The sequence below is a fragment of the Acinetobacter sp. ANC 5414 genome (assembly GCF_013004295.1).
GTDB lineage: Bacteria > Pseudomonadota > Gammaproteobacteria > Pseudomonadales > Moraxellaceae > Acinetobacter.
Genome location: NZ_JABERM010000030.1, coordinates 178,296 through 198,732, shown reverse-complemented (window position 1 = coordinate 198,732; position 20,437 = coordinate 178,296). Strand labels below are relative to the sequence as shown.

The window sequence follows — 20,437 nt, the reverse complement described above, 5'->3', positions numbered from 1 at the left end:
AAATTCAGCTGTTATTCATCAAAACTGAGTCGGACATTGGCTGTGGTTGGACGTGCCTGACAACTGAGCACATAGCCTTTCTGAATTTCATCTTCTTCCAGACTGTAATTCACCGCCATTTCAACCTGTCCCTCTAACACCTTACATTTACAGGTTGCACAGACGCCGCCCTTACAGGCATATGGCAGGTCTGCTCCGGCACGTAGCGCAGCATCTAAAATACTGTCATCCTGTTTGGATACTTCGATAATCAGCTCACGACCATCTAGAACAATATTGACGCGTTCTTCGCTACGGCTTTCCATCTGCTGGGCGGTTGCTTTCGGTGCAGTACCCGTATTGAAGCGTTCAGTGTGAATCTTGCTGCGCTGAATGCCCCAAGTCGGTAATACCGTTTCGACCGCTGCCATCATCTCTTCCGGACCACAGGCAAAACAGTGATCAGTGTCGGCTGAAATCAGATTGGCCTGAAACAGCTGCTGCAATTTGTCCGCATTGATCCGACCATTAAAGATCTCGCTGTCATTCAATTCACGTGAAAAAATATTCACCAGTTGCAAGCGCTCTTTAAAACGGTCTTTCAGGTCCATGATCTGTTCGGAGAACATGGTCTGTTTCCAGGAACGGTTGCCATACACCAGGGTGAATGTTGCTTCCGCTTGACGGTTCAGCACCGACTTTACAATCGATAAAATTGGCGTAATGCCACTGCCTGCTGCAAACCCTAGATAATTCTGGCCACCGGCCTTGGCTGCTTTTTGAAAGAATACCCCTTGCGGTGGCATGACTTCCAGTACATCGCCCGCTTTCAAATGCACATTGGCCCAGGTTGAAAACTGACCATGATCAATTTTTTTAATCGCAATACTCATGTCTTCCTGCGTATCACTGCAGATCGAGTAGCAGCGGCGCAGCTCGCCGTCATCGGTTAAATGACGAATGGTAAGGTGCTGACCCGGCTGATATTGGAAAGCATCCAACTGCTCAGGCGCGAGATCAAAGGCAATGCAGATCGCCTGCTCGGTTTGTGGCTGAATCGATTTAATGGTTAATGGTATAAATTGGCTCATGGCAAAATCCTTCTTTTAGGTGGCGGTGTTCAGGCTTGTTATTGGTTTACCCTGCCCACCGCGCAATCGTTGCAATTAAATACATTTGAAATAGTCAAAAGTTTCTAAGCAGTCCCGACATTGATATAAAGCTTTACAGGCGGTCGAACCGAATTCACTTAATAATTTGCTGTTATGACTTAAGCACTGTGGACAGGTGATGCCATCGGTCAATGCCACATGCGTACCACAGCTATGTGACTGGCCTTGCGGCGGGGCAATACCATATTGCTGTAATTTGTGTTTGCCCGATTCACTCATCCAGTCCGTAGTCCAGGCTTGAGACAGATCCACAATGACTTTGACCGGCGTCAAACCGTTCGCCTCGAAAGCCTGGATAATTTCTGCTTTTAATAAATCCGTGGCCGGACAGCCGCTATAGGTCGGCGTGAGTCGCACCACAATTTCATCCTGCTGATTCAGCTCGACGCCACGAATCATGCCCAGATCAATCACTGACAATACTGGAATCTCTGGATCAGAAACCTGCTGTAAAACGTCCCAACATTGATCTTCTACGTGTCGAATCAGATTCATGCGACTCACTCCCTGTGATTGTGCCGAATTACCAGTTCATGTTTGGATATGAGCGCTGCATGTATTGCAGTTCAGCCAAAACAAAACCGAGATGTTCTGTATGTAAACCCTGTTTAGCCCCACTACGATAAGCACCCAGCTCTGGCAGGCTTAATTTAAATCGAGCTAACTCAGTTGTAATTATCTCCAGCCACTGTGCTTTTAAATGTTCAATCTCTGGAATGACACCGCTATCGACCAACTGTCTTTCATCAGCCGTCAAGACAAAAAGTTCCTCGCTAAAACGCCATAACTGGTTTAAACCTTGCTGGGTTTTTTCATGCGCTTCTGCTGTACCTAAACTTAAGCGTTCCATCCAGGTGGTGGAAAAACGCTGGTGATATTTCACTTCTTTGAGTGACTTCACTGCAAAGGCAGCCAACTCAGCATGCTGACTTTGACTTAAGGTGCTAAACAATAAAGCGTGGTAGTGATCCATCAACCACTGGCGCACCAGAGTCTGGGCAAAATCACCATTCGGCTGTTCGCACAGCAGTAAATTGCGGTATTCACGCTCGGTTCGGAAATAAGCCAGCTTGTCTTCATCACGGCCCTGTCCTTCCACTTCACCCGCCAGACTGAGGGCAGTACGTGCCTGACCCAATAAATCCAGTCCGATATTGGCTAAGGCAATATCCAGCTCCAGTTCAGGTGCATGACCACACCACTCTGCCAAACGATGAGACAGGATCAGTTGACTGTCACCCACATGTAAAAGAAATTCTGCCAATACTTGATTTGTCATATTCTTCACCTTTCCCTTTACATGTGCTCGATGCCAGCTGGAATGTTATAAAAGGTTGGATGGCGATAAACCTTATCCGAAGCAGGTTCAAAAAATTCTGCTTTTTCATCTGGCTGTGAAGAGGTAATCAATTCAGATTTCACCACCCAGATACTGATACCTTCATTGCGGCGGGTATATACATCGCGGGCATTTTGTAGTGCGACTTCCTCATCTGGTGCACGCAGGCTGCCGACATGACGGTGACTCAGACCCTGTTTACTACGGACAAACACTTCATAAAGTGACCAGTTGTTTTTGTTATTCATGAGCAAAATTCCCTATATTGATCAAACTGTTTTAAGCAACTTTTTGTGCTTCTGACTGTTGATGCTGTTTTTGAGCATAGACTGCTGCAGACTCACGTACCCACTTGCCGCCTTCCCAAGCTTTGCGGCGTGCTTCAATACGCTCATGGTTACACGGTCCCTTGCCTGCAAGAATCGCAAAAAACTCATCCCAATTGATTTCACCAAATTCGTAATGTCCGGTGGCTTCATTGAATTTAAGGTCTGGATCTGGAACGGTTAAACCAAGCTGTAAAACTTGCGACACGGTGTTATCGACAAATTTCTGACGTAGCTCATCGTTACTGAATAATTTAATTTTCCACTGCATACTTTGTGCACTGTTCGGTGAATTATCATCACTTGGACCAAACATCATCAGTGCCGGCCACCAGAAACGGTTCACGGCATCCTGTGCCAATTGCTTTTGTTCCGGCGTACCATTGGCCAATTCCATCATGGCTTCAAAGCCCTGACGCTGATGGAAACTCTCTTCTTTACACACACGCACCATGGCACGTGCATAAGGACCATAAGACGTACGGCAAAGCGCAACCTGATTGACAATTGCTGCACCATCCACCAGCCAGCCAATCGCTGCAACATCGGCCCAGCTTAGGGTTGGATAGTTAAAAATTGAAGAATATTTCATGCGACCGGCAATCAGCTTATCCATCATGTCGTCACGATCCGCACCCAAGGTTTCTGCAGCACTGTACAGATACAACGCATGACCGGCTTCGTCCTGGACTTTTGCCATCAGCACGGCTTTACGTTTTAAGGTCGGTGCACGGGTAATCCAATTACCTTCTGGCAACATGCCCACCACTTCAGAGTGTGCATGCTGACCGATCTGACGAATCAAGGTGTTACGATAAGCATCCGGCATCCAGTCCTTCGGCTCGATGGAAATATCCTTTTCAATCTTTTGATCAAAGATTTGTTGTTGATTATTCATTGTTCCCTCACTTATCCCAAGTGTTGATACACTCAAATTAAAACGATACATAATTAAAATCAATACATATTTATTAGTATCATTTAATTTTTAAAGCATATTATTGGTAAGTACATGTTTTATATATTTAAATATTTTTTATTTTATTGTTAATCATTTTTAAACACACATTTGTGATTGACATTTCAGCTTTTTAATCACAAATTATGAAACATCAAAATTAAAATACTTCCAAAAACGTATCATAAATGGAGTTTTACAATGTTAGAGTTAGATAGCGGCTCAAGCGCAATGGATTATCAAGATACTGAGTCACAAAATAATCCTATTTTCATCAAAAGCTTAGCTTCACTGGTCTATGGTCAGGAATACACCGCGCAAGCTGATTTACGTACGGTTTATCATGCGATTAGCGGTGAAGCTGTTTATCAGGTCGGCAGTCAGGGCATCGATACCCAAGCTGTGGTGAAGTATGCCAAACAAAAAGGCGCGACTATTGCCAGCTGGACCTTCCATCAACGTGCCAATGCCTTAAAGCAAGTGGCTCAGTATTTGATGGAACGCAAAGAAAACTTTTATGAGCTTGCCAAGGCAACAGGCTGTACCCGTAAAGATGCCTGGATTGATATTGAAGGCGGGGTTGGAACCTTATATGCCTATTCGAGTTTGGTGCGTCGCGAACTGAGTGATGAAACAGCATTGGTCGAAGATGCCTGGATTCCTCTTTCCAAGCAAGGTAACTTTGGCGCGAAACATATTCTGACGCCTAAAGCCGGTGTCGCCGTGCATATCAATGCCTTTAACTTTCCAATCTGGGGCATGCTAGAGAAAATCGCACCGACGCTACTGGCGGGCGTCCCCTGTATTGTCAAACCGGCCACTGAAGGTGCCGAGCTGACTCATGCCGTGGTCAAAGCCATTCATGAAAGCGGTTTCTTGCCAGAAGGTTCAATACAGCTCATTTGCGGACAGATCTATGATTTATTTGATCATTTAAATCCTCAAGATACGGTCACTTTTACAGGTTCTGCTTCAACAGGGCAAAAACTGCGTTCGCATCCACACTTAAATGCCTACTCGATTCCGTTCACCATGGAAGCAGACTCGGTCAACAGTGCGATTTTGACCGAACAGGCCAATGACGAAAGTATTGATTTATTTGTCCGTGAAGTTTTCCGTGAAATGACCACCAAAGCCGGACAAAAATGTACCGCCATTCGTCGTGCCTTTGTGCCAGCCGAGCTGTTGGATACAGTACAAAACCGTCTGATTGAAAAACTGAAAAAAGTGGTTGTCGGTGACCCTGCTCAAGAAGGCGTGAGTATGGGTGCTTTGGCCAGTGTCAAACAGAAACACGATGTCGCGGCAAAAGTTGAACAGCTAAGCCAGAATGCAGAGATCGTATTCGGTAGCCACTTGCGTCAGGACTTTAAGATTCAAGTACAAAATACGGAGAAGTCTGCATGTTACCCACCGACAGTATTGGTCTGCAAAGCACCGGCTCAGGCAGAAAACATTCATAAGATTGAAGCCTTTGGGCCTGTGGTGACCTTAATGCCGTATACTGACCTGGCTCAGCTTGCTGACCTGGTGGCACGTGGCGAAGGTAGCCTGGTAGCATCTATCGTACGCAATACTGATGAAAATATTGAACAACTGCTCAGCAAAATTGCGCCATGGCATGGTCGTGTACACATTCTGGATGCTGAAAGTGCCAAAGAAAGTACCGGACATGGCTCTCCATTACCTTTACTGGTTCATGGTGGACCGGGTCGTGCCGGTGGCGGTGAAGAACTCGGTGGCTTGCGTGCAGTCAAACATTATATGCAACGTACTGCGATTCAAGGCTCGCCAAATGCCATGACCCAAGTCGGCCATAGCTGGACTGCCGGAGCTCAGGTCTTTGAAGACCGCGTGCATCCTTTTAAAAAATCATTTGATGAATTGCGTATCGGTGAACGTTTGCTGACTGCGCGACGTACCGTGACAGAAGCCGATCTGGTCAACTTTGGTTGTCTGAGTGGTGACTTTTTCTATGCGCATATGGACAAAATTGCTGCGGCAGAATCCCTGTTTGGTGAACGTGTGGCGCATGGTTATTTCGTGGTATCCGCAGCTGCCGGTTTATTCGTTGATGCCGCTCCAGGTCCGGTCATTGCCAACTATGGCATGGACAACTTGCGCTTTGTGGAACCTGTGAAAATTGGTGATACCCTTCAGGTAGAACTGACCTGTAAGCAGAAAACCCCGAAAGCGCTGCGCGATCCTGCACAAAAACCACATGGTGTGGTGGTCTGGGATATTAAAGTCAAAAATCAGCGCAATGAGCTGGTCGCAACTTATGATATTTTAACCCTGGTTGAACGTGGCTAAAAATTCAACCTTAAAAAAAAGGAATCATTATGATTCCTTTTTTTTATTATAAAAATTTATTTGTATCCTTTTGTGGAAATTGATTGACGCAAATAAATTTAAACTCTAGATTAGATTATACGATACACAATAAAAATAATATTAATATTATAAGTATCAAAAATACCTCAAACGATCAACATAGGATGTTGCATGATGAATGATAAATCGCTGGACATAGAAATGGTTGAAAGGACGCTTCAACCCGAAAATCAAAGTTTTGAGCCTACCTCTGTAGAAACAGGATCGCCTGTTTCTGAACAGACTCAGCCGCCCAAAGAAAGTAGTACCTATCAATGGTATGTGGTGGTGATCTGTATGCTGGCTTACATTCTTTCATTTGTAGACCGTCAAATTTTATCGTTAATGATTGAGCCGATTAAAGCCGATTTAATGCTGAGTGATACCCAGTTCAGCTTATTGCAAGGACTCGCTTTCTCGTTATTTTATGCGATTATGGGTCTTCCTATTGCCGCGCTAGCTGATCGAAAGTCCCGGATTAAAATTATTGCGACAGGTATTGCGTTCTGGAGTCTTGCCACGGCAGCCTGTGGTTTAAGTAAAAACTTCATTCAAATGTTTTTGGCACGTTTGAGTGTGGGTGCCGGTGAAGCCGCACTTTCTCCAGCATTTTATTCGATTGTCGCCGATTTATTTCCTAAAGAAAAACTGGGCCGTGCACTCGGTGTTTATGCCATTGGCGCCTTTATTGGTTCAGGCTTGGCCTTCCTGATTGGCGGCTATGTGATTGGGCTATTAAAAGACATCAGTTTCGTAGCTTTACCGGTGATTGGTGAAGTGAAGACCTGGCAACTTACCTTTATGATTGTGGGCTTACCCGGTGTATTGCTTGCGCTTCTCATGGTGCTGACGGTGCGTGAACCTACTCGTAAGGGTATGAAAGTTGGTCAAGATGGTCAGGTTGTTAAGGCTTCCTTCAAAAACTCGATTGGCTTTATTAAGACGCATAAAAAGACTTTCTTCTGTCATTTTATTGGTTTTTCTTTTTATACCATGATGTTGTATTCACTTCTGGGCTGGGCACCTGCTTATTACATGCGTAACTTCGGCCTTGATGCAAGCCAAACCGGTTATATCTTAGGTAGCATCATTTTAGTGGCGAATACCTCGGGTGCCTTATTCTGTGGCTGGCTGATCGACTTCTTCTCTAAACGTGGATACAGTGATGCGGCTATTCGTGCCGGTGCAATCGGCTGTGCAGCCTTAATTGTTCCAAGTGTATTGTTTACTCAGGTCGACAACATGTATTTATCATTTGCACTAATATCTGTGGCGATGTTCTTCTCAACATTCCCGATTCCAGCATCTGCAGCCGCAACTCAAATGCTGACACCCAACCAACTACGTGCACAAGTTTCTGCCAAATTCCTGCTTATCTCAAATATGATTGCCCTTGGGGTAGGAACCACAGCTGTTGCTTTAATTACGGATAAATATTTCCAAAACACCGTCATGGTGGGAAATTCCATTTCAATTGTGAATGCTGTCGCAGGTGTAATTGGAATGTTTTTACTGTACAAAGGCTGTAAATATTATCGAGAAAGCATAAAGCTTGAAAAACTGGATAAAACTTTCTAAGCTCCAGTTTTAAAGCTTTAAATATTACCTCTCCAAGGTCTGTTGAGAATTAACACTCGTTAATTCTCAACAGACTCTAGCTCTGGGCTTTTTTAGGTTCGTGTAATGACTAAAAACAGCTATAACTCATTTAAATGCGGCAAATCTAACCCTGCAATTTCAAAGGCTTGTTCGGCATTCAGTCCTAATGCTATCAGCATTCACTCTGCCACTTCAGTTCCCAGATCACTCCACCCTTTATACCTTTCTAACACCATAAATATTAAAAAAGCCCACCTTCCGATGAGCTTTCTATTCAATTTTTCGGCTTGTGCAGTATCAATTAAACATTTGCCCAAATTGGTGAACAACCAATATTAGAATAAGAGCTGAAGATGATGTTACCAATATTTCCAATACGGCTATTGTATCCATTACATTTCCCTCCTGCTTTTATTGTTCTTTTTTTATACTTCATAATGCGAATCTTCATCAACAATACTTGAATGAAATAAGTAAAAAATTATGAAAATATTCGAGCATTAAAAAACCAGTGCTATTAGCTAGCCGATCCCTACTTGCCGTCATCACCCCCCTTCCAATTGAGGCAGCTAACATGGCCAGACCTTAACGTCTCATTCGCATATTTACCACCAATAAGAAAAGAAAAACCCCGACAAGTTAATGAAGGGGTTTATATGTCGTAATACGTTCGACAAGGAAGAAAATACAAATATCTTTCAATAAAAAAAAACTGTTTAACTCTCCCAAATTAAACAGTTTTGATTTGCGCCGAAACTTTAGAATTTTTTCAGTTATTCTTTGTTTTCACTAAATATATAATCAAATCATTTCAACATTATGAAAACAAAAAAATATTATTACAATTAATCGTATTTTTTTGATTGGTTGTTAATTAACTTGCTTCAAACAATCCCGGCACATTTTGATTTCTCCATCCTCAACCGTGTAATCGAATTCAGTGACACCATGTAAGCCAAATAAGCACATTAAGAATTGGAGCATGTATGTCTCTTTTATTTCCGGCAAAAAAAATACCTCCCGAGGGTGGGAGGCAAAACTAAAAAATCAGAAACTACAGCGATAGATTCTATGGCGCGTATTCTATATACAATTAATTTTCAATCACTGGCAAAACATTACTTTTAAATTCAATTTAAAAAATCAATAAAAAGCTCGCTTAAGCGGGGGTGGTATTAAGCGGGCCACTATTTGAGTACCCTTTAGTTCGTTTTAGCGTGTTATTTTCTTTGAAATGAAAAAATATAGCACCTAGAATTTATGACAAAGTCCAAACATCCGCAAAAAAGAAGATCATTTGTTGATTTATGAAAGAGGTCTCTTTAATAATCTTAGCCTTTAAATACCCATACACTGTTTAAAAAATTTTGCTGGGTTTGCCATGGCGTGATATGAAGGTCATGGTCATAATGTACTAATCTAAAGTCGTCACCCAACCTCTGTTTAAGCTGAGCTATGCTATAGCGTTGAATTGGTAAACCGCTACATTGAGTAGGACCATCTTCAGCAAAAGTAGACATAATCAAAAGCCCACCTGCTTTTAATGCCCCTTTCATATTTTCAATATATTGCTCTTGCTGCGGTTCAGTAACCATAAAGTGAAATACAGCTCGATCATGCCAAAGATCAAAATATTGCTGCGGTAAATGAGCAGTACAAACATCATCCTCCAGCCAAGTGACATTTCCTAAATCAAGTCCTTTCTCAGAAACTCTCAATTTTGTCTTTTGTAATGCTGTCTGTGACAAATCAAGAACATAAAGATTTCTGTAACCTGCCTCAAGGAGCTGGTTTATAAGAATAGAAGCACCACTACCAACATCAATAATATTTTGGCCTAGCTGTAGATTTTGAGATTTGATTAACTCTAATGTTTTTTGATCTTGCGCCTGATACCAACTGACCTGATCAATATCTTTCGTTTGGTAAACATTTTCCCAATGACTCTGACTCATATCATTTAGTTCCACTTTCAATTAGGCAAGAATAGTGAACGCACTGGAATAATCCCAGACTTCCGCCGAAAAAGGATAATTCTACTGTCTTGCCAGCTCAGCCAGATACAGGATATTCCGCCCTTCTCCTTCAGCAATTACCAGTGTTTTACCTTCTATCTGTATTTTGTCCGCAATCTCTTGGATAAACAGATTAGCTGCTGTGCCATACAGATCTGCTCTGGGCATATAATTCATTCCAGTGCTGAGACTCATTTCCTCCATCCATTGATACGCTATCAAATCAGCTGGAAAACTCTTTAAAAGCATCCAGTGCATTTGCGGCATACATCAATGAAGGTCCACCACCCATATATACCGCAACGCCTAAAACCTCTTCCAGTTCCTGCAGGGTCATACCCATTTTTACTAATGTCCTGACATGAAAGCCGATACAACCATCACAACGCGCCGCCACGCCAATCGCCAAGGCAATCAGCTCCTTGGTTTTGGGATCAATCACGCCATCGCGCATAGCGGTCTGGGACAACTGATTAAAACTTTTCATTAAATCAGGTGAATCCTGAGTTAAGGTTCTTAAACTGCCTGAAATGTTTTGGGTTAATTCTTTGTATTTCATAACTTTCCCTTAAATTAAGAAATCAACAATAAGATTTTCTGTATTTCAACAGCTTATTTTTCTACCGGATAGCCCTGCTCTAGCCAGGCCTGATAACCGCCCTGTACAGACTTGACCCGGGTAAAACCCATATTCTGTAAGGTATCGGTTGCCAATGCAGAACGTCCACCCGTACCACAGATCAAATAGATCGGCTGATCTTTAAGATGTTCCAGTGCCTGCAGGGTATCGCAATGATGGCTCGCCAAAGGATGTTGGTGAATCCTCATTTCTAAAACACCACGAGGATAATTCACTGCCCGGTCTATCGCTGCCGCCTGAAATTCATCCGGTTCCCGAACATCAATCAGAATGGTTTTATGGTTTTTCATCGCTTCAAACAGTTCAGCCACACTCACTTCCTGAATCCGGCTTTTGGCATTCTGGATCAATTGCTCTGCAGTTTTCATCATTTTCATTCTTCCTCGTGCATCATATTGATATTTTATAAACCAGGACCAGGTCGATTAAAAGCTGTTTAGCTTCAATTCCCAACCGGCTGGTCTCAGTCCTGTTGCCAGGGTCAGACGATGCAAACCGTAGCTGTACTCAGGTCTTTTCATATGCTACAGCTGTTTAATGTCTAGCCAGATGACAATCTCATCCGGGGCAGGCATCAACTCAGGCATTCTGATCCAGACAGCGTACAGGACTAGCCCATGAGTGCTGAATAGATTAAATACACAGCTACCCCAATCACAGTTGTGGCAAAAATCTTCTGTACCTTGTTACTTTCAATCCGGTGCATCAGACTGCGTCCAATCAACATCCCCACAATGCAGGCCAGGACAAAAGTTAGCGTGACCGAAACAGGATATTGAAAGCCATCCAATACATGGGCAGAAATACTGACACCGCCAATCAGGAAAATAATCATCAGCGAAGTCGCAACGATACTGCGCATATCCAGGTCTGTGAATTTACGCAGGGCTGGAACAATCACGAACCCCCCACCCACACCAAGCAAACCAGTCAGCAAACCCGCCACTACGCCAATACCGGCGAGGAATGAGGCAGTTTTCACATTCCAGATCAGGCGACCAGTGGTTTGATTGACCTTGCACGGTGCATTTCCATGATCATGGACTTTATTAAAGAAGATCCGGTAAGCCACAATCAGCATGACCAGACTGAAAGCTAAGGTGAGCCAGACCGGAGAAACGATTCCAGCCAGTTGTACCCCATAACGGGCTGAAGGAATACTGATCAGCGCGATCCAGAGCGCAGCACGATAACGTACAATACGCTTGAATAAACCCTCGAACGTTCCAACCAGTGCTGATAGGGTTACCGCCAGCAAGCCTACAGGTGCAGCCTGTGCTACGGTCCAGCCTTGACTCGCCATCAGTGCCGGTACGGCCAGAATGCCGCCGCCAGCACCGGTTAAGCCCAGCAAGCCACCAATCGCCAATCCTTCCAGTATCAACCACATCACACATATACCTCTATTGACTCCAGTGATTCAACCAGAGAACCTGCTGGTTTAATCCTGAAGCTTGCCTATTTGAAGTAATTCAGCGGAAGTTTTAAATAAGAAACCCCATTCTCTTCCGGTTCAGGAAACTGTCCACCTTTCATATTGATCTGGATGGAAGGCAGGATCAGCTTTGGCATACTCAGTCCGGCATCACGCTGGTTTCGCATCTGGGTAAATTCAGCCTTGCTGATTCCCTCGTGAATATGGATATTCTGTGTTTTCTGAGCCTGAATATTGGTTTCACACACATACGCTTCACGTGTTTCAGGCAAATAGTCATGACATAAAAAGACCCGGGTATCTTCTGGGAGCTGATACAGGCTTTGTACCGAATCAAAAAGCTGTTCTGCACTACCCTTTGGAAAATCACAACGGGCTGTCCCATAGTCCGGCATAAACAGCGTGTCACCAACAAAAACCGCATCTTCAACCACATAGCTCAGGCAAGCAGGCGTATGCCCCGGTGTTGGGATGTTATAGACATCCAGCTCGCCAATTTTGAAATGTTCGCCATCTTCAAATAAATGATCGAATGGCTGATTGGCATTCACCTGCTTGAGATCCAGATGATAAATTGCAGCAAAGGTCTGCTGCACCACCGCAATTTTCTGGCTGATGGCAATTTTTCCACCCAGTTCCTGTTTCAGATACTGCGCTGCAGTCAAGTGATCGGCATGGACATGGGTTTCCAGAATCCACTCGACGGTTAAACCCTGTGCCTGGATATAGGCAATGATCTGATCGGCATGGGTGGTCAATGTCGTTGCAGAAGCGGCATCATAATCCAGCACGCTGTCAATAATGGCACAGGCTTTAGTTGAAGGATCACTCACCACATAACTGAAGGTATTGGTATCTTCATGGAAAAAGTCTTTTACCACTGGGGAATTTGACATGATTAAGCTCCTGCCCACTTACGGTGAATCAACACGCCCACAAACATTGCGACAATAAAATACAGGACCTGGTAATACCCTAGGCCAATCAAGGTGAAACTTGGTGCTGGACAGACTCCGGCAATCCCCCAGCCGATACCAAACAACAGGCTGCCAATGATTAAACGTGGGTCAAGTTTTTGACTGGTGGGCAATACAATAGGTTCGTTAAATACGGTTTTCGGTGCTGTAGAACGCATAGCTTTTTGAAATGGAATAAATGCCACGGCAATTGCACCCATCATGACAAAGGCCAGACTGGCATCCCAGTCCCCAAACAGATCCAGGAAATCCAGCACTTTTTCCGGATTCGACATCCCGGAGACCATTAGCCCCACAGAGAACAAACCGCCAAAAATGAAAGCCAGAAAATTTTTCATTTAGAAAGCTCCTGTGATATGGCGAATGATGTAAACAGTAACGAAACCAGCGAACATAAAGCTCATGGTGGCCACAATAGAACGTTTCGATAGACGGCTCATTCCGCAAATGCCATGACCACTGGTACATCCAGACCCTAGGCGTGTGCCAAAGCCCACCAGCAGGCCCGCAACCACCATCATCAGCGGACTGGCATTCAACTCGATCTCAGGCTGGACAAACAAACCATAAATAAACGGTGTGATGATCAAACCTGACATAAACCAGATCGCAGGGGTTTTAAAGATAGTTTGTGGATTCAGCACCTGTCCGATTAAGCCACTGATTCCTGCGATACGGCCATGCACATAAAGATAACCAACCACGGCTACCCCCAGCAGTAATCCGCCTAAAAATGCGATGAGAAAATCATGCATAGTAAATCTACTCATTTACAATATATAATTTTATATTATATAATAAATAAAAATATTCAAGCAGAAGTACTGATTATTTTGTATCTCATTATTGGTTATTAGGACACATTCATGAACACTGCTCAGTTAAAAGTGCGAATAGACTTTTCACAAGTCGATCTTGTCAGTGATTGTCTGAAAGTTTTGTCAAACCCGGATCGTCTTAAAATTCTGTGTGTCCTGGTTGAAGGTGAGCTCAATGTACAGCAAATTGAACTACGCACTGATATCCAGCAACCTACCTTGTCACAACAATTGACTGTACTGAGAAAAGCAGACATGGTCAGCACTCGTCGTGAAGGTAAACAGATTTTCTATCAGGTCTCTGATCCTAAAGTACTTGCTCTTATGCAAACGTTGTATCAACTGTATTGTGGAGTTTAAACAATCAATGTATCCAAAAAGAAATGATCAGCAGAAGCCCCGTCAGCAAGGTAAATAGATTGAGCCAAACAGGATGCTGGGTGTGATAATCAGGCAAAAACTCTGTCTGGGTTAATGATTTCAGTCCGGTACGGTATTGCCGAATCGATGCCAGATTAATCAGCATACCAAAGACAATCACCACAATACCCAACCAGTGACTATATACAATCTTATGTTGGTACTTCACAGGATCTACCAACTGAATGAGTAAATTTGATTTTTCAATTACAAAACCAAAGGCAATCAGGGCTAAACCACTCCGGTTCCATGCCAATGCTGTGCGCTCCAGAGCAAACAAGACCCGTGGATCTTCGAGATTTGACATATCTTTCCCTTATAATTTAATAGTCACTGTTGATTATTTTTAACTCTTGAACAAATAGTCTTCAATGTCTTCAACTCAACTATAGCCTTAGCAGTTCTTGATGCCCTAATTCATGTTACAGATGCCCTACCTGGCCAATCCCCGTATCCGGATAATCACAAATTTGAACTAATTAAAATATAGAAATTCTATACTTCGTTGAGATGTAGCTCTGCCTCTCAGGTGTCCTTTAGAATCAAAAATATCAATAGTTGTTGGCTTGGCATTTGAGCTTACATTTTGACTTGAATTGTATTGTTCACCCATTCAAATCTATCAAAAAATGGTTATTTAAAGTGTCATTGGTACTCATCAGGGGGGGGACTTTTATTTTTAAATTTTTATATTTTCTCTGAGTAGGACTCAGTGCCGAATTTTTAATTTATTCGGTAAATTTTGAGTCCTTCATAAGGTGTGAAAATAGCTTGTAGCCTATTAATATTTTATTAACCTCTTTAATTCTTTTTTATAGCTGCCTCCATTCATTGGTCCAGCTCTTTGATTGAAATGATATTCATCAATAACATAGGATGAGACAAAGAATATCCTAGGTACTAACTGTTTTTTCTTCTATGAGTGTGGCAGTCCACATAGCAAACTAAAACTGCCTACCAAATCTTTGCTATTCATATCTCACTTTTTCTTGTTATAGAAGATGATCAGTAGAACTGCAATAATAGCTAAGATTACAATAATTATAGTTCTTTCCATAGCTTGACCTAAAAAACATAAATTTAACATCTCCATAATAATTTATATGAATTCTTAATGTTTTACTAATTGGTTATAAAATTCTCAAACTCGGTAAAAGGTAGACTTTATTAGCATTGAAGAGTCATGAATTGTTGAAATAGATCATAAATTAAGCTTTTTTGAATTAATATGTTATAAAGATTTCTTAAAATTTTTCTCGAGAATAAAAATGCTCATTGAACTAAAAAAAGATTTTTTCCTTAATACTGCTTATATTGTTTCAGTAGAAATCGTTACCAATGAAACGGACAATTTTTCACTAATTATTAAAAGCTTACCAAATAATCAGGGAAATAAAGGAATTATAAATATTGATTTTGATGACCATAAGACTGCCCAAAAAATGGTTGATAAAATCAAAAAAGCACTTAACTAAATCTTAGTTATAAGCATATTTGTAAATCGGTAATTATCCTATTGGCTCAGCCGTGACTCTAATTCACTTCCTAACGTTCATATAACCTCATTTAAAGCAAAAATATAGGCAATAAAAAACCCCGGCATCCTGCGAGGGTTTTTCATATTGGGTTCGCTTGGTATAACTCCTGTCATACCTGCCAATCCTTGTGCGATCTTTCTTATTCTTGTTATTTGGAACATCCAGTTCTCTATGGCTTCATCATAGGAAATTTTTTATATCTCAACCAGCAGCAAAGAGCCGAGATTCGTGTGAGCCAAAGCGTACAACGATGCCTAAAATTCACCCCATTTTTGATAGCATAAGTTTTTTGAAATTTAATCCTATTTTTTTGATATTAGAACCCATTTAAAGTATCTATATTATCACCAATAAAGATATCAATCGGGCTCATTTTCTAGGTTGGCAGGATTTTCAGCAAATCCCTTAAATAGATGTATGGATTGAGTCCATTCAGTTTAATAATGGACAATATAGGAGATGTTTAGCTGACAGGAAAAGTGAGGATTGACGTAGCTTAGCATCACTTAAATAATTCAATTTGAGTTAAAATGCCCCTCTTTCACACGATCTAGAAAACACCATCTGAATTCATCTCTTTCTAAAAAACTTAATTAAAACAAACTCTATTTCGGCCATTATTTTTAGCATGGTATAAACGTTTATCTGCTATTTCTAGAGCACTCATTAATTGGGTGTCTGTATCTATTCTGGCTGCCCCAAAACTTGCAGTAATTCTAATATTATTAATAAAAAGTTGATCTTCAATCTTTTTGCGTAAGCGTTCAACTAAAGCGAATGAAGATTTTTCATCTGGACTGCACAGTAATATAATAAATTCTTCCCCACCAAACCGGCCGACAACATCACCTTGCCGAATGTTAGATCTGCATATATCGGCAATTTCGCATAAGATTTCATCCCCGATCACATGCCCCCAGGCATCATTGATGTTCTTAAAATTATCAATATCAGACATCACAAGATAAACTTCACCGTGCTGCAATTCATTAAATAAATCTTTTGTTTTTTCTAAAAAACCAATACGGTTATACAGCTTCGTTAAAGGATCTCTCAATCTTTCTTCGTTGATAATATTAAATCTTTCTTTTACCGCTACAGCTGAAACTATAATTGCAAACCACAGGCTGAGGAGGAGATTTACAGCAACCATCATCATCCACCATTGGGTTGTTACTAAGTTTACATCTTGCACATTTTGAAGGTATACGATGACAATTAATGTTCTAATAACGCCATAACTAAATAAGAGGACATAACTAAAACATAAAATCTTTTCTAAGGCGTAGGTTTTTTTAAATAAATCATATACTTTTGGAAGTGCTAAAACTTCTAAGCATAAAATCACAATATTAATTATTATTATTCTTAGCCATAACTTCTCATCAAAATGGGTAAAATATAAAAGCAAAGCCATACCCACTACAATCAAAGTGGTTGCTACAAATATATTTGATTTTGAATTGGCTTTTAAGAGCATTCCATGCACCACTGCCCAAGCGCCACCTAAATAAAAAAGTGCAAACCATGGGGCAGTCAGTCTCAGCTGTGCATTTGTCATCAGTGTCTGTGAACCTAATGCGACCGATGGCAAAATACAACCCAGCCCCATCCACAATAAATATTTCGGTGCTTTAAACCATAGATGAGCAGCAATAAAAACAGCACCTATAAGAATTAAGCAAATTGGGTAAACTAACAAAAAATACTGGGTATCTGGCAGATTCACGTACTGAATGACACCTAGGGCTGGGTGATTTTTATTCTAAATTGTTTAGCTAAAATTAATCAATAATTATTTATTTTTTAATAATAAAAATCTTTCATAAATCATTTTTTACTCGGTTTCAGGTTGTGAATTCCAGCAATTCAATTGAATCTTAAACCGGGTGTTTTAGCTCTATTTCGATAAAAAACCAGTTGCCGGAGCAACTGGTTTTTAAACTTAAATTTCAATAACTCCATTTACTTGTTTTTTTCAATTAACTCAGCTATTGCTGGAGCTTCTAATACTTTACCGCTTGAGACAATTTTATTATCGATAATTAAACCTGGTGTACTCATCAAACCTGTTTCAGCAATCTTGATCATGTCGGTGACATACTCAATTTCAGCTTGTACACCACTGCTTTTCACCGCTTCTTCTGTCGCCGCCAATAAAGCCTTACATTTACGACAACCTGTACCCATAACTTTAATATGCATTTCTAATCTCCTGAGACTGTTTTAGATAAAGAACTGACCAAATAAATTTAGACTGTATCCAATAATTAAAATACCAACAAAAACAATCACGACAAAAAGGCTGAGTAATTGTGTTTTAACGACTTGCTTTAACAAAATTAAGGAGGGCAGAGAAAGTGCTGTCACCCCCATCATAAATGCCAAAACTGTACCTAAACCCACACCTTTAGCCACCAACGCTTCTGCGATGGGTAAAGTACCAAATATATCCGCATACATTGGTATACCGACCACAGTCGCAACAAGCACTGAATACCAGTTGTCTTGTCCTAATAAAACAGTAATCCACTGCTCTGGAATCCAGTTATGAATCGCCGCACCAATACCGACACCGATTAAGACATAGATCCAGACTTTCTGGAAGATTTCAACCACCTGTTCCCAAGCAAATTCGCGGCGCTCTTTAGCAGACATTTTAAAATCTTCATCACCTTGCACCGCAGAATTTTGAGTGACAAATTCAGCAACATACCTTTCCATTTTGAAAAAGCTGATGATTGAACCCCCAATGACCGCCAGAATCAGACCGAGTGCCACGTAGATCATGGCAATTTTCCAATTGAAGATACTGGCTAATAAGATGATGGAAGCTAAATCAACCAAGGGAGAGGAAATCAGAAAAGAGAATGTCACGCCTACAGGCAAACCAGCCCGAGTAAAACCAATAAAGATAGGAATAGATGAACAGGAACAAAATGGGGTAATGGTTCCAAGTAAGGCACCCATGATATTGGCTTTAAGCCCTTTCATGCGTCCCAGAATTTGTCGAGTTCGTTCTGGGGGGAAATAGCTCTGAATATATGACAGTGAATAGATCAGCACACTTAAAAGTATAAAAATTTTAATCACATCATAGATAAAGAAATGCACGCTGCCACCGACTTGTGTGGCAATCGATAAACCCAAAATACTTTCAACGAACCAGGCAACCCCCTCTGATAGCCAAGTCATTTTTAACAGCATATCATTTAACCATGCAAAGACCGCAATAATGCTATCCATTTAAATCCCCTTGATCTTGACCTAATAAAAGCGTTTTAGTGAATGAATACAGCTGTTCGGTACAAGTGGTATTCATTGAATAACGCATCCAGCGTCCATCTTTTAGCCCCTTGACTAACCCCAGTTCAGTCAAACACTTCATGTGATGCGATAGTGTAGATTGCGTGATAGAGAGCATTTCCAATAATTCACATGCACAGCACTCGCCTGAATGTAATCTTTGTAAAATTTTTATACGCGTTTCATCGGTTAAAGCTTTATATAGATGACAGGCCTCAAGATTGTTCAATCTACAGGATCCTTAAATGACTCTAATGTAATTAGTATGTAAACTACATTGATCACTGTCAATGTAATATGACAAATAAAAAAAGCCCATTTTTCAGGGCTTTGTTAATAAGTACAGGACAAGTATTCATTGTCGTGATGAAGTCATAGAATAACTTCAACTCCTAGGTGATTTCGAAGATGATACCGTGATAGGTGAGAATTTAAGGGTGCATTATTAACGCTGGTTGAGCGCAAGAGCCTCTATATTCAATCATTCCCTTGTGTAAAACAAGAACCTTCTAAAATGAGATCAAGTGTTTTGGAGCACCTGTAAAGCAGTCAGGTCTATATAGCCAAATACTAAAAAATATAGAGTAATAGAAACATGGGATATTCAAAAGATTTTAAAGACGAAGATATTGATAAATTGTTTAAAGATTACTGTAATGATTTATTTGGTATTTAGCTATATTCTCCCCTCTTGTTAAGCACGGTTTTTGAAATTAGCCAATAATAAGGTCTACAAATTCAATAAATTTAACTATAATCAGCATGATAACAAAGAAGGATATACCTTGTGCGCCATTCTTATCATCTTGAAAAACATTACATCGAACGTGCGGGATGGTTGCGTGCAGCTGTGCTGGGGGCAAATGATGGGATTATTTCAGTCACAAGTCTCGTGGTGGGAATAGCAGCCAGTGGAGCATCCACTCATACTTTACTGGTGACTTGTGTTGCCGGATTAATATCTGGAGCCGCATCGATGGCTGCAGGTGAATATATTTCCGTTAAATCACAACAAGATATTGAAAAGAATGATCTGGAAATGGAAGAACGTGAACTACAACGCCATCCTGAACATGAATTAAATGAGCTAAAGAATATTTACATACAGCGTGGATTGCAACCCTCTTTAGCACAAGAAGTCGCGCAACAACTGACTGCACACAATGCTTTAGACGCACATGCTCGTGATGAAATTGGTATTTCAGATCATACTTCTGCACAGCCCTTTCGTGCTGCATTCTCTTCAGCCATTGCATTTACTGTAGGCTCATTATTTCCTTTAATTTCAATTATGCTTCTGCCTGAGCAATACTTAGAGAAAGGCGTAATGCTGATTGGGGTATTAAGCCTGGGGATTATGGGCGCCTTGGCCAGTTATGCTGGCGGTGCAAGTATTTTTAAAGGTTCGGTTCGGGTCATGCTTTGGGGTATTATCGCCATGTTATTCAGTGCTTGGATCGGATCATTATTTAATGTTGCGGTGGCGTAAGATCCCTTTTTATATGACCCGAACACGTCCAACCCCATGAGGGGTATAGATAA

At 41.3% G+C, this 20,437-nt stretch carries 23 protein-coding genes; 5 read left to right on the top strand and 18 right to left on the bottom strand.

Going from position 1 to position 20,437, the window contains the following annotated elements; all coding sequences use genetic code 11:
* Positions 1-11: 11 nt before the first annotated feature.
* The 5 genes from HLH18_RS13575 to paaA all read right to left on the bottom strand — a co-directional run bounded on the left by HLH18_RS13575 (position 12) and on the right by paaA (position 3,714).
* Positions 12-1,070 carry a 2Fe-2S iron-sulfur cluster-binding protein gene (locus HLH18_RS13575; protein WP_171547249.1) on the bottom strand — a complete coding sequence of 353 codons (1,059 nt, stop codon included), beginning with the start codon at positions 1,068-1,070 and terminating at the stop codon, positions 12-14.
* A 75-nt stretch (positions 1,071-1,145) separates the two neighbouring features.
* On the bottom strand, positions 1,146-1,646 hold the full coding sequence (gene paaD, locus HLH18_RS13570; RefSeq protein WP_171547248.1) for a 1,2-phenylacetyl-CoA epoxidase subunit PaaD: 501 nt from the start codon (positions 1,644-1,646) through the stop codon (positions 1,146-1,148).
* Between the two features lie 28 nt (positions 1,647-1,674).
* Positions 1,675-2,430, bottom strand: a complete 756-nt coding sequence (gene paaC / locus HLH18_RS13565; protein WP_171547247.1) for a 1,2-phenylacetyl-CoA epoxidase subunit PaaC — start codon at positions 2,428-2,430, stop codon at positions 1,675-1,677.
* Between the two features lie 17 nt (positions 2,431-2,447).
* Positions 2,448-2,738, bottom strand: coding sequence for a 1,2-phenylacetyl-CoA epoxidase subunit PaaB (gene paaB / locus HLH18_RS13560; RefSeq protein ID WP_171547246.1), 291 nt, complete (start codon positions 2,736-2,738; stop codon positions 2,448-2,450).
* Between the two features lie 31 nt (positions 2,739-2,769).
* Entirely contained in the window at positions 2,770-3,714 is a 945-nt protein-coding gene (gene paaA / locus HLH18_RS13555) for a 1,2-phenylacetyl-CoA epoxidase subunit PaaA (RefSeq protein WP_171547245.1), read from the bottom strand.
* A 261-nt stretch (positions 3,715-3,975) separates the two neighbouring features.
* On the opposite strand from paaA, the gene paaZ reads away from it, so the two are divergent.
* Together paaZ and HLH18_RS13545 are read left to right on the top strand one after the other, a co-directional pair.
* Entirely contained in the window at positions 3,976-6,087 is a 2,112-nt protein-coding gene (paaZ, locus tag HLH18_RS13550; RefSeq protein WP_171547244.1) for a phenylacetic acid degradation bifunctional protein PaaZ, read from the top strand.
* A gap of 192 nt (positions 6,088-6,279) precedes the next feature.
* Positions 6,280-7,725 (top strand): spinster family MFS transporter, encoded by a 1,446-nt coding sequence (locus HLH18_RS13545; RefSeq protein WP_171547243.1) that lies wholly within the window; start codon positions 6,280-6,282, stop codon positions 7,723-7,725.
* Positions 7,726-9,077: 1,352 nt separating this feature from the next.
* On the opposite strand, the gene HLH18_RS13540 is transcribed toward HLH18_RS13545, so the two are convergent.
* The 8 genes from HLH18_RS13540 to HLH18_RS13505 all read right to left on the bottom strand — a co-directional run bounded on the left by HLH18_RS13540 (position 9,078) and on the right by HLH18_RS13505 (position 13,568).
* Entirely contained in the window at positions 9,078-9,701 is a 624-nt protein-coding gene (locus HLH18_RS13540; protein WP_171547242.1) for a class I SAM-dependent methyltransferase, read from the bottom strand.
* An 81-nt stretch (positions 9,702-9,782) separates the two neighbouring features.
* Complete coding sequence (locus tag HLH18_RS13535; protein WP_250852432.1) at positions 9,783-9,929, bottom strand: hypothetical protein; 147 nt, start codon at positions 9,927-9,929, stop codon at positions 9,783-9,785.
* 55 nt (positions 9,930-9,984) lie between these two features.
* A complete protein-coding gene (locus HLH18_RS13530) occupies positions 9,985-10,320 on the bottom strand; it encodes a carboxymuconolactone decarboxylase family protein (protein ID WP_171533202.1) in 336 nt (111 codons plus the stop codon).
* Positions 10,321-10,373: 53 nt separating this feature from the next.
* Positions 10,374-10,769 (bottom strand): rhodanese-like domain-containing protein, encoded by a 396-nt coding sequence (locus HLH18_RS13525; RefSeq protein ID WP_171547287.1) that lies wholly within the window; start codon positions 10,767-10,769, stop codon positions 10,374-10,376.
* Between the two features lie 242 nt (positions 10,770-11,011).
* Complete coding sequence (locus HLH18_RS13520; protein WP_171547286.1) at positions 11,012-11,791, bottom strand: sulfite exporter TauE/SafE family protein; 780 nt, start codon at positions 11,789-11,791, stop codon at positions 11,012-11,014.
* A gap of 68 nt (positions 11,792-11,859) precedes the next feature.
* On the bottom strand, positions 11,860-12,732 hold the full coding sequence (locus HLH18_RS13515) for an MBL fold metallo-hydrolase (RefSeq protein ID WP_171547241.1): 873 nt from the start codon (positions 12,730-12,732) through the stop codon (positions 11,860-11,862).
* A 2-nt stretch (positions 12,733-12,734) separates the two neighbouring features.
* Positions 12,735-13,151 (bottom strand): DUF6691 family protein, encoded by a 417-nt coding sequence (locus tag HLH18_RS13510; protein WP_171547240.1) that lies wholly within the window; start codon positions 13,149-13,151, stop codon positions 12,735-12,737.
* Positions 13,152-13,568: a YeeE/YedE family protein gene (locus tag HLH18_RS13505; RefSeq protein ID WP_171547285.1), complete on the bottom strand. Its 417-nt coding sequence runs from the start codon at positions 13,566-13,568 to the stop codon at positions 13,152-13,154. It abuts the gene before it with no gap.
* Positions 13,569-13,679: 111 nt separating this feature from the next.
* Between HLH18_RS13505 and HLH18_RS13500 the strand changes: the two genes are divergently transcribed.
* Positions 13,680-13,991 (top strand): ArsR/SmtB family transcription factor, encoded by a 312-nt coding sequence (locus HLH18_RS13500; RefSeq protein WP_171547239.1) that lies wholly within the window; start codon positions 13,680-13,682, stop codon positions 13,989-13,991.
* Positions 13,992-13,995: 4 nt separating this feature from the next.
* Here HLH18_RS13500 and HLH18_RS13495 read toward each other — a convergent pair whose 3' ends face one another.
* A complete protein-coding gene (locus HLH18_RS13495; RefSeq protein ID WP_131292474.1) occupies positions 13,996-14,358 on the bottom strand; it encodes a YidH family protein in 363 nt (120 codons plus the stop codon).
* Between the two features lie 961 nt (positions 14,359-15,319).
* On the opposite strand from HLH18_RS13495, the gene HLH18_RS13490 reads away from it, so the two are divergent.
* Positions 15,320-15,526: a hypothetical protein gene (locus tag HLH18_RS13490; RefSeq protein ID WP_171547238.1), complete on the top strand. Its 207-nt coding sequence runs from the start codon at positions 15,320-15,322 to the stop codon at positions 15,524-15,526.
* 652 nt (positions 15,527-16,178) lie between these two features.
* On the opposite strand, the gene HLH18_RS13485 is transcribed toward HLH18_RS13490, so the two are convergent.
* The 4 genes from HLH18_RS13485 to HLH18_RS13470 all read right to left on the bottom strand — a co-directional run bounded on the left by HLH18_RS13485 (position 16,179) and on the right by HLH18_RS13470 (position 19,124).
* The gene (locus HLH18_RS13485; RefSeq protein ID WP_350643412.1) at positions 16,179-17,318 is read right to left on the bottom strand and encodes a GGDEF domain-containing protein; all 1,140 of its coding nucleotides are present in this window, start codon (positions 17,316-17,318) and stop codon (positions 16,179-16,181) included.
* 236 nt (positions 17,319-17,554) lie between these two features.
* On the bottom strand, positions 17,555-17,794 hold the full coding sequence (locus HLH18_RS13480) for a thioredoxin family protein (protein ID WP_131289979.1): 240 nt from the start codon (positions 17,792-17,794) through the stop codon (positions 17,555-17,557).
* Positions 17,795-17,815: 21 nt separating this feature from the next.
* The gene (locus tag HLH18_RS13475) at positions 17,816-18,835 is read right to left on the bottom strand and encodes a permease (RefSeq protein ID WP_131289982.1); all 1,020 of its coding nucleotides are present in this window, start codon (positions 18,833-18,835) and stop codon (positions 17,816-17,818) included.
* Complete coding sequence (locus tag HLH18_RS13470; protein WP_171547237.1) at positions 18,828-19,124, bottom strand: ArsR/SmtB family transcription factor; 297 nt, start codon at positions 19,122-19,124, stop codon at positions 18,828-18,830. The genes HLH18_RS13475 and HLH18_RS13470 overlap by 8 nt, the downstream gene beginning before the upstream one ends.
* Positions 19,125-19,682: 558 nt before the next feature.
* Between HLH18_RS13470 and HLH18_RS13465 the strand changes: the two genes are divergently transcribed.
* Positions 19,683-20,384, top strand: coding sequence for a VIT1/CCC1 transporter family protein (locus tag HLH18_RS13465; protein ID WP_171547236.1), 702 nt, complete (start codon positions 19,683-19,685; stop codon positions 20,382-20,384).
* The last annotated feature ends 53 nt before the right edge of the window (positions 20,385-20,437 follow it).